The sequence below is a fragment of the Streptomyces sp. NPDC021224 genome (genome assembly GCF_044332905.1).
GTDB lineage: Bacteria > Actinomycetota > Actinomycetes > Streptomycetales > Streptomycetaceae > Actinacidiphila.
Genome location: NZ_JBIRPW010000003.1, coordinates 133,094 through 145,707, shown reverse-complemented (window position 1 = coordinate 145,707; position 12,614 = coordinate 133,094). Strand labels below are relative to the sequence as shown.

Here is a 12,614-nt window from a genome sequence, read left to right as displayed (position 1 = left end):
TTAGCCCACGTCAGGACAACGAAAGCGTGACGGACCCTGCCTTTCGGCGCGCCCAGCGTTTACGTTGCGTGGACGGCACGGGCGCCGGAGCCGCAGGTGCGCCCCGCTGCCGTCAGGGACGGAAACGGGACGCGCGGCCGGAGGAGGCGACGATGCGCATCGGGTGGCCGCGCCGCGTCTCGGCGCAGGTGCTGCTGATGCAGGTGCTGATCACCGCAGGGGTGACGGCCCTGGCGGTCGGGCTCTTCCTGGCACCGCTCAGCCGGCAGCTGGACCAGCAGTCGATGCGCCGGGCCCTGGCCATCGCGCAGACGGTCGCCGCCGAGCCGCAGGTGGCCCAGGCGCTGCTGACCTCCCGGCCGACCCCGCAGGGCCCCGTGCAGGCGGAGGCCGAACGCATCCGGCTGGCCACCGGCGCCAGCTACATCGTGGTCATGGACGTGCACGGCACCCGCTGGTCGCACACCGACCGGTCCCGGATCGGCGAACACGTCTCGACCGACCCGAGCGTCGCGCTCGGCGGGCACGACATCATGCAGATCGACAGCGGCACCCTGGGCCGCACCGCACGCGGCAAGGTGCCGCTGCGGGACGCGCACGGGCGGATCGTCGGGGCGGTGTCCGTCGGCTTCGACTACACCGGCATGCGCGCCCGGCTGCTGGCCGTCGTACCGCTGCTGCGCTACGCCGGAGCGGCGCTCGCGGTGGGCGTGCTCGCCGCGCTCTGGGCGGCGCGGCGGCTCCAGCGCGCCACGCACGGACTGGCCTTCGCGGACATCTCGGCGCTGCTGGACGAGCGGGAGGCGATGCTGCACGGCATCCGCGAAGGCGTCGTCGCGCTCGACCCGCACGGCAGGATCCGCCTGCTCAACGACGAGGCGCAGCGGCTGCTCGGGCTCGGTGCGCAGGACACCGGCCGCCCGCTGGAGGCGGTGCTGCCGCCGGGACGGACCACCGACGTGCTGGCGGGACGGGCCGGGGGCACCGACCTGCTGACCGTCAGCGACGGGCGGGTGCTGGTCGCCAACCGGATGCCGACCGAGGGCGGCGGCGCCGTCGTCACCCTGCGGGACCGCACCGAGTTGGAGCTGCTGGGCCGCGAGCTGGACTCCACCCACGGGCTGCTGGACGCGCTGCGGGCGCAGGACCACGAGCACGCCAACCGGCTGCACACGCTGCTGGGCCTGCTCGAACTCGGACTGCACGACGCCGCCGTGGACTTCCTCGCCGAGGTGGCCGACGCCCACCGGACCTCCGCGGAGGAGGTCGCCGAACGGGTGCGGGACCCGCTGGTCGCCGCGCTGCTGGTGGGGAAGTCGGCGATCGCGGCGGAGCGCGGGGTGAGCTTGCGGATCGCGCCGGACACACTGCTGCCGGACCAGGTGGTGGACCCGCGCGACGTGGTGACCGTGCTGGGCAACCTGGTCGACAACGCGCTGGACGCCGCGGCGGGCGAGGTGGAGGTGGAGCTGCGGGCCGAGCGGTCCACGGTGCTGCTGCGGGTGGGCGACGACGGGCCCGGGGTGCCGCCGGAGCTGCGCGGGCGGATCTTCGAGGAGGGCTGGACGACGAAGGAGCCGCCCGCGCACCGCGGACGGGGCCTCGGCCTGGCACTCGTACGGCGGCTCGCGGAGCGCTACGGCGGCACCGCTCGGGTGACCGCCAGGGCCGGGGGCGGGGCGCTGTTCACCGTGGTCCTGCCCGAGGCACTGATGGCGGGGGACCTGGCGCCGCGGCAGGACGCCGCCGGGCAGCACCGGGTACTCGTTCCGGCGGCCGGAGGAGGGGACCGATGATCGAGGTGCTGGTCGTGGACGACGACTTCCGGGTGGCCGAGATCAACGCCGCCTACGTCGCCAAGGTGCCCGGCTTCCGGGTCGCCGGGCGGGCGCACACCGCCGCGCAGGCGCTGGCGGCGCTGGAGCGCGGCCGTATCGACCTGGTGCTGCTGGACCACTACCTGCCGGACGAGCCCGGGCTGACGCTGGTGCGCCGGATGCGCCAGCAGGGCCACCACGCCGACGTCATCATGGTGACGGCGGCCCGGGACGTCGCGACCGTGCAGGCCGCGCTGCGGCTGGGAGCGCTGCAGTACCTCGTCAAGCCCTTCGGCTTCGCCGGGCTGCGCGCCAAGCTCGACGGCTACGCGGCGCTGCGCCGGGCGCTGGACGGCGTCGCGGGAGGGGGCGGACGCGGTGAGGCGGGGCAGGAGCAGGTCGACCGGATCTTCGGCGCGCTGCGCTCCGCGGCCGCCGCTCCCGCCGACCTGCCCAAGGGCCACTCCGCGCCCACCGCCGACCTCATCCGCCGGGTGCTGCGGGAGGCGCCGCACCCGCTGTCGGCGCACGAGGTGGCGGAGCGGGCGGGGCTCAGCAGATCCACCGCCCAGCGCTATCTCAAGCACCTGGAGCAGGCGGGCCGGCTGAGCCTCACCCTCCGCTACGGCGACACCGGCCGGCCCGAGCACCGCTACGCCTGGGCGGCGCCCGGCCGCTGAACGCGCCGGCCGGGCCCGCCGGGCGCACCGGCTAAACCGCTCCGGCGCCGGTGAGCGACCTGACCTCGGTCTCGGCGAACCGCTTCGGGTCGGCGGGCTCCGGCGACAGCACCGTGCCGAGCCACCCCGCGAGGAAGCCGAGCGGGATCGAGATCAGCCCGGGGTTCTCCAGCGGGAAGACATGGAAGTCGACCCCGGGGAAGAGCGCGTCCGGCCGGCCCGACACCACGGGCGACAGCGCCACCAGCAGCAGTGCCGGCACCAGCCCGCCGTAGATCGCCCACACCGAACCGCGGGTGGTGAAGCGCGACCAGAACAGCGAGAAGAGCAGCGCCGGCAGGTTCGCCGACGCGGCCACCGCGAAGGCAAGGCCCACCAGGAAGGCGATGTTCTGGTCCTGGGCGAGCAGGCTCAGCGCGATGGCCGCCGCGCCGATGCCGACGGCGGCGAACCGCGCGACCCGCACCTCGTCCTCCTCCATGGCCTCGCCCGGGTCCCGCCGCCCGTGCCGGGCCGCGGGGCGGCGCAGCGCGGTGTAGAGGTCGTGCGCGACCGACGCCGAGGAGGCCAGGGTGATACCGGCGACCACGGCCAGGATGGTCGCGAAGGCCACCGCGCCGACGATGGCGAACAGCACCGTCCCGCCGGTCGTCCCCGCGCCGCCGCCGAGCGCCTCGGCGAGCAGCGGCACCGCGGTGTTGCCCGCCGCGTTGGACGAGCGCACGGTGTCCGACCCGACGACGGCCGCGGCGCCGAAGCCCAGCACGATCGTCATCAGGTAGAACGCCCCGATGAGCCCGATGGCCCACACCACCGACTGCCGCGCCGAACGGGCCGTGGGCACCGTGTAGAAGCGCGACAGGATGTGCGGCAGGCCCGCCGTGCCCAGCACCAGCGCGAGGCCGAGGCTCACGAAGTCCAGCCGGGAGGTCCAGCTCCCGCCGTACTTCAGTCCCGGGGCCAGGAACGCGTGCCCCTGCCCGCTGCCGCCGACCGCCGACCGCAGCAGGTCGTCCACGTTTCCGTGGAAGCGCCACAGCACCATCACGGTGAGCAGCACCGTGCCGCTCATGAGCAGCACGGTCTTGACGATCTGGATCCAGGTGGTGGCCCGCATCCCGCCGAACGTCACGTAGAAGACCATGAGCGCGCCGCAGCCGATCACCGCCCAGGTCCGCGCCGCGGTGCTCTCCCCGCCGAGCAGCAGCCCGACCAGGCTGCCGGCGCCGACCATCTGCGCCACCAGGTACAGCACCGACACCACGACCGACGAGGTGCCCGCCGCGATCCGCACCGGACGCTGCTTCATCCGGGCCGACAGCACGTCCGCCAGCGTGTAGCGCCCGCAGTTGCGCACCAGCTCCGCGACCAGCATGAGCACCACGAGCCAGGCGACCAGGAAGCCCACCGAGTACAGCAGGCCGTCGTAGCCGTAGAGCGCGATGAGCCCCGAGATGCCGAGGAAGGACGCCGCCGACATGTAGTCGCCGGAGATCGCGAAGCCGTTCTCCATCGGGCTGAACATCCGGCCGCCGGCGAAGAACTCCACCGACGAGCTGCGCTGCCGCCCCGCCCACGCGGTGATCGCCAGTGTCACCGAGACGAACACCGTGAACAGCACCACGGCCAGACCCTGGTGCTCGCCCGCCGAATCGGCCAGGTACGCCGCCGCTGTCATCCGTTGGTCCTTCACCGCACGCGCTCCTGCCCGGTCCTGGTCGCCAGCGTCCAGCGCAGGTCGAGTGCCGCCCGGTCCCTGCGCAGCCGCGCGTGCCGGGTGTATCCCCAGGTCAGCAGGAACGTCGTGGCGAACTGCGCCAGCCCCGCGACCATCGCCACATTGACCTGCCCGGCCACCCGGTGGCCCATCAGCCCCGGCGCCGTGGTGGCCATCACGACGTAGAGCAGATACCAGGCGACGAACCCCGTCGCCGCCGGAAAGGCGAACCCCCTGTACCGCTGCCGCACTTCCCGGAACGCGGCACTCAACTGCACCTCCTCGTAGACCGCCCCCCGGTCCCCCGTCACCCCCGCGGCAGCCGGCGCCCTCTCCTCAGGTGGCGCGGCGGGCTGGGACTGACCGGGCAACCAGAGTTCTTCCTCTCCGGCGTCCCGCCATGGGTCGTCCACCCGCAGCGCCAAAGGGTCGCCGCCGTCGTGCTTGTCCACCGAACTCTCCTCGTTCCACGGCCAGATGAACCGTGTGCCCCATATTGGACAGAGCGGGAAGATCCCGACCGACAATCACGAATCGCTCACCCCATCAGGTGATGCCCTTCCGGTAGGCGTACCCCACGGCCTGAGCCCGGTCCCGCACCCCGGTCTTGGCGAACAAGTTGTTGATGTGCGTCTTCACCGTAGCCATGCTGACCTGCAATCTTGCCGCGATCTCGGAGTTGGACAGCCCCTCCGCCACGAGCGCCAGCACCTCCGCCTCCCGGACCGTCAACCCATCCGGCAATTCCTTCCCCTCGTCGTGTCGCGTCACCCCTCCCACTTCGTCCTGCCCCGCCAGCATCTCCAGCACCCGTCCCTGGAGCGCCGGCGACAGCCCCGCCCCGCCCGCGGTGACATCCGTGATCACCCGGGCGATCTCGTCGCCGCCCGCGTCCTTCGTCAGATATCCGCGCGCCCCGGCCCGCAGCGCCGGGAAGAGCGAGTCGTCGTCGGCGTAGGTGGTGAGCACCACCACCTGCGTCGCCGGCCGCCCGGCCCGGATCCGCCGGGTCGCCTCCACCCCGTCGCACCGCGGCATCCGCAGATCCATCAGCACCACGTCCGGCTCCAGTTCCGCGGCCAGCCGGACGGCCTCCTCGCCGTCCGCCGCTGCGCCCACCACCTCGATCCCGGGCAGCAGCCCCAGCAGCGTCACGATCCCCTCGCGCACGATCGTCTGGTCGTCCGCGACCACCACCCGCGTCATACGGGCACCCGCAACCGCACCACGAAACCCTCCTCCGCCGGTCCCGCGTCCAGCGCGCCGCCCAGCAGTTCGGCGCGCTCCCGCATCCCCACAAGACCGTAGCCGGATCCGGAGGCCCCCAGAGAGTTGTCCACAGGCACCCTGGCGCCGAAGTCCCTGAACTCCAGCTCCACCTCCGCCGGGCGGTACTCCAGCCGCAGCTCGACCCGCGCTCCCGGCGCGTGCTTGCGGACGTTGGTCATCGCCTCCTGCGCCACCCGCCGCACGGCGAGCCCGGCCTCTGCCGGGAGCCCGCGCGACTCCCCCCTCACCTCCAGCCGTGCTCCCCCGGACGACACCAGCTCGCGCAGGAACTCCTCCACCGGCGACATGTCCCCCCGCAGCGCCGACAGCGCCTGCCGTGTCTCCGCCAGGCCCTCCCGCGCCATCCGGCGTGCCGCCACGACCCGTTCCAGCACCACGTCACGCTCCGCGCCCCGCTCGATGAGCAGCCGCGTCGCCTCCAGGTGGACCGTCTGCGCCGACAGGCTGTGCGCGAGCACGTCGTGGATCTCCCGCGCGATCCTGGCCCGTTCGGCGAGCGCCGCCGTCTCGGCCTCCGCCCTGCGCGCCGCCCGCTCCTGCGCGAGCAGCCGCTGCGTCTTGCCGCGCGCCTCGGCGTCCAGCCGGGCGGTGTAGCCCAGCAGGCACAGGCCCAGCACCGTGAGCAGCGCTGCCGGCCGGCCGTCGGAGCCGCCGATCAGGACGAAGTCGACCAGCGCCGCCCCGGCCAGGGGCGCCGCCGCCGCGAGCGGCAGCCGCTGGAGGGAGAGCATCGCGACCCCGCACACCAGCACCCCCGCCGCGACCGGCGCGCCCAGCGCCTGGCAGCCGGCCGCCGCAGCGATCAGCAGCGCCATGAGCGCCACCGAGGGCCACAGCAGCCGTCGCAGGGTGACCCGGAAGAAGATCCACACGACCGCGCTCGCGGCGGCGATTCCGGCCAGGGCCAGCGCGATCTGCCAGCCGGACAGGTGCGTCCTGGTGGTCGTCGCCCACACCGCGACCGCGAGCAGGACCGCCCTGACCCCGCGGCCGATCCCCCGCCGACTCGCCGACCTGCCCGAACGGTCCAGCGCCTCCTTCGACGGCCAGGACGTCCACATGCTCATGCGACCGTACGGTACGACGGCTCCACGCCCCGGGCCCGCCGCACGAGCAGCGCGGCACGTATCAGCAGCGTGAGGCCCATCGCGAGGAGGACCGAACCCGTCTCCTCGCGCACCCCGGCCGCGGCCCCGGCGGCGTAGAGCGCGACGCGCGCGGCTATGCCGACCACCCACACGGTGATGCTCGCCCGCGTTCCCTGCGTCCAGACCGCGCCGTCCTGCCCCGTCCACACCCGGCTGGTCCGCGCCCAGGCCAGGCCTATGCCCGCCCCCACCAGCAGTTCGGCGCAGAGCAGCAGGACCGACAGGTCGCGGTGGGCCGGGTCGACCAGCCCGCCGTCCCGTATCGCCAGCACCAGCAGGATCCCCGGGATCAGCCACCACCGCCCGCGGGCGGAGATCTGGCGCGGGCGGACCTGGCGGGCGATCACCAGGCCGAGGACCGCGACGATCACCAGGGCGTTGAGCCAGCCGGACATGAGGGGCACCTCCATCAGCGCGACGCGGGAATCACCGGCGGTCTGCCGGTGTCTTCGAATCTACGGAAACACGCAGTTCAGCGGATCAAGCCCCGGGTTGAAATCGCACCTCCACCCCCGGGTGGAGAGACCGCGCGGACCCGCTGCCTCCCCCCGTCCACCCGGCCCGCAGGATCCGCGCCGTCCGCGCGCTCGCGGCACCGTCCGCGCTCCCCCCGCGCGGCCGGGCGCCCCGTACCCCACCCCGCCGAGCCACGGCCGCCGGCCCGCCGCGCCCCACCACCCCCGCCGTCAAGGTTCCGAGAAGACCTCCCCCTCCCGTGCCAGGAGGGCGTACGGAGTGCCGCCCCGCGTGCCGTCCGGCCCGCACGCTGAGGCGATCCGCCGCCGTTCCAGGAGCCGCACATGTCCGTACCGACCACCGCCCGGGACCCTCACAGAGGGGGCGGCCTGCCCGTCCTGATGAGCCTGCTGGCCAGGGACAACTACCTCCCCCACGTCTTCGCGCTCAAGGCCGACCGGCAGGTGCACCGCCACGGCGTGCTGGCGCTCGCGCTCGTCTCGGCGGCGCTGCTGGTGGCGTCCGGCGGCGACACCGACCGGCTCGTCCCGCTGTTCGCGATCGGCGTCTTCCTCGGGTTCACCATCTGCCAGGCCGGCATGGTCAGGCACTGGCGCTCGGTGCGCGACACCGTGCCCGGGTGGCGCCGCAGGGCCCTGCTCAACGGGACCGGCGCCGTTCTCACCGGCGTGGCGGCCGTCGTGGTGACGGCGAGCAAGTTCACCGAGGGTGCCTGGCTGGTCGTGGTGGCCGTGCCGCTGCTGGTGGCCGCGTTCGAGGGCGTGCACCGCTCGTACGCCCGGACGGGCGCCGCCCTCGGACTCGGGCGCGTCCCCGAACCCCCGCACCGCGAACGCTCGCTCGTCGTCGTGCCCGTGGCCACGCTCTCCCGGCTGACCAGCGAGGCGCTGTCGGCCGCCGGGGCGCTGGGCGACGACGTGCGCGCCGTCACCGTCACGCACCCCGAGGACGCGGAGCGCACGGCGGCGCTGCGCCGCGACTGGGAGCTGTGGGCACCCGGCGTCCCGCTCGTCGAACTGCCCTCGCCGCACCGCGACCTGGGCCGTCCGGTGACCGCGTACGTACGCACCCTTGCCGCGGGGCAGCCAGGTGTCCGCGTCACCGTCCTCATCGCGGAGACCGAACCGCGCCACGCCTGGCAGCGGCTGCTGCAGAACCAGCGCGGCGCCGTCCTCGCCCACGCCGTGCGGCGCGACACCGACGCGGTGATCTGCCGGCTGCGCTTCCGCCTCACGGAACGGCCGCCCGGCACCGGCTCCCCCGGGATCTGAGCGGCGCGCCGAGCGTCCGGACCGGGCCGGTGGACGCGCCGTCGGGACCGCGTCGGCGAGGGCCCGCGCGTCCCCGCGCCGGACCCGCGCACGAGCCACGGCCCCCCTCGCGCCTTGCCCAGTCGCACGCCTGCCGGACGGTCCGGCGCGCGCGAGCCCTGCGCCGGGCGGATGCCGGACCCCCGTACGAGCCACGGCCCCTCGCGCCTCGCCAGGCCGCTCGCCTGCCGGACGGTCCGGCGAGCGGATGCCGGCCCCGCGGGCGAGCCGCGGCCTCCTCGCGCCTTGCTAGGTTGCGGCCATGGACCTCTTCACGCAGTCGTGGACCGCTCTGCGCGCGGCCGTCGCCGGCCTCGCGGCGGAGGACTTCGGCGCGCCCTCGGGCTGTGCCGGCTGGCTGGTCCGCGATCTGGTGTGCCATCTGGTCATCGACGCGCAGGACGTGCTGATCACGCTGGCGACCCCCGAGACCGCCGAGCCGACGCGCGACGCGATCACGTACTGGGAGGTGTCGGCCACCGCGCCGACGGGCGAGGACCCGCTCGACGCGCTGACGGTCCGTCTCGCCGCCGCCTACCAGGATCCCGCGCTGCTCGCCTTCCACCTCGACGACGTCGGCTCCGCCGCCGGACGCGCCGCGCGCCTCGCCGACCCCGCGGCCCGGGTCGGCACGCGGGGGCAGGTCCTGACCGCCGCCGACTACCTGGGCGCGTACGTTCTGGAGTGGACCCTGCACCACCTCGACCTGACCGCCCACCTCCCGGCGGTCCCCGGCCCGCCACCCACGGCCCTGGCCAGGTCCCGCGCGATGCTGGAGCAGCTCGCGGACACGCGTTTCCCCGCCGCCTGGTCCGACGCCGACGCCCTGCTGGTCGGCACCGGCCGCCGCTCCCCGAGCGGCGCGCAGCGTGCCGAACTGGGCACTACGGCCGCCCGCCTGCCCTTCGTCGTGGGCTGAGCCGCCCGCCCCCTGCCGCGCCGCCCGCCCGAGCGGCGGCCGGGTCCTCCCTGCGCGGCCACGGCCTCGTCAGATCCGTCCTGCTGGTCAGCAGGCCTCATCCGGCGAAGACGGGGCAGACGGCGAGTGGATGCCGTCGAGCCGAGACGGTCGACGGTCGCCGTGTCACGGGAGGTTCAGATGACCATTGCGGAGTTCCGCGCGCCAGACACCGGTCCGGACGCCGGGCCGCCGCCGGCTCTCGACCGGGATGCCCGCGCCCAGCGACTGCGGAGGCGGCTGGAGCGTCTCATAGGCGTCGCCGCGACCGAGGGCAACGCGCTGCGCCCGCTGCGCAACGGCGACGAGATCTTCCCCGCCCTCCTCTCGGCGGTGCGGGGCGCCCGGCACACCATCGACATGATGACCTTCGTGTACTGGCGCGGCCAGATCGCCCGCGACTTCGCGCACGCCCTCGCCGAACGGGCCGCGGCCGGTGTGCGGGTGCGGGTGCTGCTCGACGGTTTCGGCGCCAAGCAGATCGAGCCGGCCCTCCTCGACGCGATGCACGCGGCCGGCGTGCATGTGGCGTGGTTCCGCAAGCCGTTGTGGCTCTCGCCGTTCAAGCAGAACCACCGCTGCCACCGCAAGGCGCTGATCGTCGACGAGTGCCGGGCGTTCACCGGCGGGGTGGGCATCGCGCAGGAGTGGTGCGGCGACGCCCGCGGCCCCGGCGAGTGGCGCGACACCCACGTGGAGGTCCGCGGCCCCGCCGTCGACGGAATCTGTGCCGCGTTCGCGCAGAACTGGGCCGAGTGCCACACCGAACTCTTCGACGACCGTGACCGCTTCGTCCCGCACGAGCAGCCGGGGAAAGCGGTGGTGCAGGTGGTCCGCGGCTCCGCGAGCGTCGGATGGCAGGACATGCAGACGCTGCTGCGCGTCGTCATCACCTCGGCCGAGGAGCGCTTCCGCCTCGCCACCGCGTACTTCGCCCCCGACGACTACTTCGCGGACCTGCTGTGCGCCACCGCCCGGCGCGGTGTCCAGGTGCAGATCATGCTGCCCGGCGCGCACACCGACCAGCGCGCCTGCCGGCTCGCCGGGCAGCACCTGTACGCGTCGCTGCTCGACGCGGGCGTGGAGATCCTGGAGTACCAGCCGACGATGCTCCACACGAAGATCGCCACCGTGGACGGGGTGGGCGCGCTGATCGGCTCCTCGAACTTCAACCGCCGGTCGATGGACCACGACGAAGAGGTCATGCTCGCGGTGCTGGACGAGGAGTTCACGGCCGAGCTGGACGCCGACTTCGAGCGCGACATGCTGCGGACCGAGGCGATCGACCCCGCCCGGTGGCGCCGCCGGGTCCTGCTCCAGCGCGCCCGCGAGGCCGCCGTGCTGCCCATCCGCCGCTTCCTCTGAGCCGCCTGACCCTGCCGCCGCACCCCCGCGCCCCCGCACACCGGGGCCCGCCGTCCCACCGCCCCTGCCCCGTCCCCAACCCACCCGTAGAACAGGGGGTCCCATGCCCACCGTGCTCCCCGACCGGGGCGTCCCGGACCAGCGGCCCGCCGCGCCGTCCCGCTCCGGACGTCCGTCGCTGCCGACCACCGGCACGGCGGCCGCCGCCGCGCGCGTCGCCGCGCTCACGGTGTGCCAGGCGGCGCTGCTGATCGGACTGGGCCTGCTGATCACCGGCCCGGCGCGCCATATATGGCCGATCACCTCCGAGGACAGCGTCAACGAGGGGTTCGCGCGAATCCGGACGAGCACCTTCGACACGCTGACGTCCTGGGGGTCCGAGGCCGGCAACACCTTGACGATCATCGCGATCACGCTGGTCGTCTGCGCTGTTCTGGTGCTCGCGCCGGTCCTGCCGCGGTGGCGCGAGGCCGTCTTCCTCGCGGTGAGCGTGTCGCTCCAGGCGCTGGTGTTCCTCGCGATCACCAGCGCCGTGGACCGTCAGCGGCCCGAGGTGCACCGGCTCGACGACTCGCCCCCGACGTCGAGCTACACCTCGGGCCACACCGGCGCGGCCACCGCCCTGTACGGCGGGCTCGCCGTCCTGGTGCTCACCCGCGCCCGCAGGCTGAGCCGCCCCTGGCGGATCGCGGTGGCGGTCCTCCTGCTGCTGGTGCCGCTCGGCGTGGGCACCTGCCGCCTGTACCGGGGGATGCACCACCCGACGGATGTCGCGGGCGGAATGCTCAACGGGGCGCTGTCCCTGCTGGTCGTGGGCCGTTCGGTGCTGTCCGGCGACGCCGTGCCCGCCCCGCTCCCGAAGCACGCGGCGGACGAGGCCGCGGACGAGGCCCGCAGCGCCACCGCGCCGGCGCCCGGCCCGACGGTGGTGATCGTCAACCCCGTCTCCGTCTCCGCCGCCGACCGCGACAAACTCCGGCTGGTGCTGGAGCGCCACGGCCGGACGGCGCCGCGCTTCCTGCCCACGACCGCCGACGACCCGGGGCACGGCCAGGCCGCACAGGCGGTTGCGGACGGAGCGGAGCTGGTCGTCGTCTGCGGCGGCGACGGCACCGTCCGCACGGTCGCCGACGCCCTGGCCGGTTCGGGCGTGACGCTGGCGATCGCCCCGCACGGCACCGGCAACCTCCTCGCCCGCAACCTCGGCCTTCCGCTGGACCCCGCCCGTGCGCTCGACGCGGCGCTCGGCGGGTCGCCGCGCCCCGTCGACCTGGGTCTCCTCGAAGGGGACAGCGGGGCGCCCGGCGGCCACTTCTGCGTCATGGCCGGTGCGGGACTGGACGCGGCGCTGATGGAGGGCACGCCGGAGCGCGCCAAGTCCGCGCTGGGCTGGCCCGCCTACGCCCTGGCCTCGCTGCGCGCCCTGCGCACCGCCCGTACCCGGGTCACGCTGCGCCTGGACGGCGCGGAGCCGGTACGCCGCGCCGTCCGCATGGTCCTGGTCGCCAACGTGGGCGGCCTCCAGGGCGGTGCGTCGCTCGCGCCCGACGCCCGTCCCGACGACGGTCTGCTGCACGTCGTCCTCCTGGACCCGCGGGGGATCCGCGGCTGGGTCGCCGCCACCTCGGAGATCCTGCGCGGAGCCTCCCGGCACTCCCGCCCCGGCGGGCTGGAGGTCTTCCCCTGCCACGCGGCGGAAATCGTCCTGGACGCCCCGTGCCCGCGCGAGGTCGACGGGGATCCGGTGGCCGCCGGACGGCGGCTGTCCGCGCGTGTCGTCCCGGGGGCCCTGCACGTCCTCCTCCCCGGCCTCCCCGGCCTCCCCGGCCCCGGGCCCCAGCAGGGGCTGTGA

Annotated in this window: 10 protein-coding genes and 1 pseudogene; 6 read left to right on the top strand and 5 right to left on the bottom strand. The window is 74.7% G+C overall.

From position 1 onward, the window contains the following. Nucleotides 1–152: 152 nt before the first annotated feature. Together ACH4PY_RS09180 and ACH4PY_RS09175 are read left to right on the top strand one after the other, a co-directional pair. A complete protein-coding gene (locus tag ACH4PY_RS09180) occupies nt 153–1,796 on the top strand; it encodes an ATP-binding protein (protein ID WP_398177904.1) in 1,644 nt (547 codons plus the stop codon). Then, entirely contained in the window at nt 1,793–2,497 is a 705-nt protein-coding gene (locus tag ACH4PY_RS09175) for a response regulator (RefSeq protein ID WP_398177901.1), read from the top strand. The genes ACH4PY_RS09180 and ACH4PY_RS09175 overlap by 4 nt, the downstream gene beginning before the upstream one ends. 31 nt (nt 2,498–2,528) lie before the next feature. Here ACH4PY_RS09175 and ACH4PY_RS09170 read toward each other — a convergent pair whose 3' ends face one another. The 5 genes from ACH4PY_RS09170 to ACH4PY_RS09150 form a co-directional block, all read right to left on the bottom strand. Continuing rightward, entirely contained in the window at nt 2,529–4,175 is a 1,647-nt protein-coding gene (locus ACH4PY_RS09170) for a cation acetate symporter (RefSeq protein ID WP_398177898.1), read from the bottom strand. Between the two features lie 11 nt (nt 4,176–4,186). Continuing rightward, the gene (locus ACH4PY_RS09165) at nt 4,187–4,666 is read right to left on the bottom strand and encodes a DUF485 domain-containing protein (RefSeq protein ID WP_398177895.1); all 480 of its coding nucleotides are present in this window, start codon (nt 4,664–4,666) and stop codon (nt 4,187–4,189) included. A 94-nt stretch (nt 4,667–4,760) separates the two neighbouring features. After that, nucleotides 4,761–5,420 (bottom strand): response regulator, encoded by a 660-nt coding sequence (locus tag ACH4PY_RS09160; protein ID WP_398177893.1) that lies wholly within the window; start codon nt 5,418–5,420, stop codon nt 4,761–4,763. Next, nucleotides 5,417–6,571, bottom strand: a complete 1,155-nt coding sequence (locus ACH4PY_RS09155) for a sensor histidine kinase (protein WP_398177890.1) — start codon at nt 6,569–6,571, stop codon at nt 5,417–5,419. Before ACH4PY_RS09155 ends, ACH4PY_RS09160 begins: the two co-directional genes overlap by 4 nt. Then, nucleotides 6,568–7,047 (bottom strand): DUF1453 domain-containing protein, encoded by a 480-nt coding sequence (locus tag ACH4PY_RS09150; protein ID WP_398177887.1) that lies wholly within the window; start codon nt 7,045–7,047, stop codon nt 6,568–6,570. Before ACH4PY_RS09150 ends, ACH4PY_RS09155 begins: the two co-directional genes overlap by 4 nt. Before the next feature lie 444 nt (nt 7,048–7,491). On the opposite strand from ACH4PY_RS09150, the pseudogene ACH4PY_RS09145 reads away from it, so the two are divergent. From ACH4PY_RS09145 to ACH4PY_RS09130, 4 genes and pseudogenes are all read left to right on the top strand, one after another. Next, nucleotides 7,492–8,400, top strand: a pseudogene (locus ACH4PY_RS09145) (amino acid permease); the annotation flags it as partial. Between the two features lie 301 nt (nt 8,401–8,701). Then, nucleotides 8,702–9,358 (top strand): maleylpyruvate isomerase N-terminal domain-containing protein, encoded by a 657-nt coding sequence (locus ACH4PY_RS09140; protein ID WP_398177884.1) that lies wholly within the window; start codon nt 8,702–8,704, stop codon nt 9,356–9,358. 180 nt (nt 9,359–9,538) lie between these two features. Further along, nucleotides 9,539–10,762, top strand: a complete 1,224-nt coding sequence (locus ACH4PY_RS09135) for a phosphatidylserine/phosphatidylglycerophosphate/cardiolipin synthase family protein (protein WP_398177881.1) — start codon at nt 9,539–9,541, stop codon at nt 10,760–10,762. Nucleotides 10,763–10,865: 103 nt separating this feature from the next. Continuing rightward, entirely contained in the window at nt 10,866–12,614 is a 1,749-nt protein-coding gene (locus tag ACH4PY_RS09130) for a diacylglycerol kinase family protein (RefSeq protein ID WP_398177878.1), read from the top strand.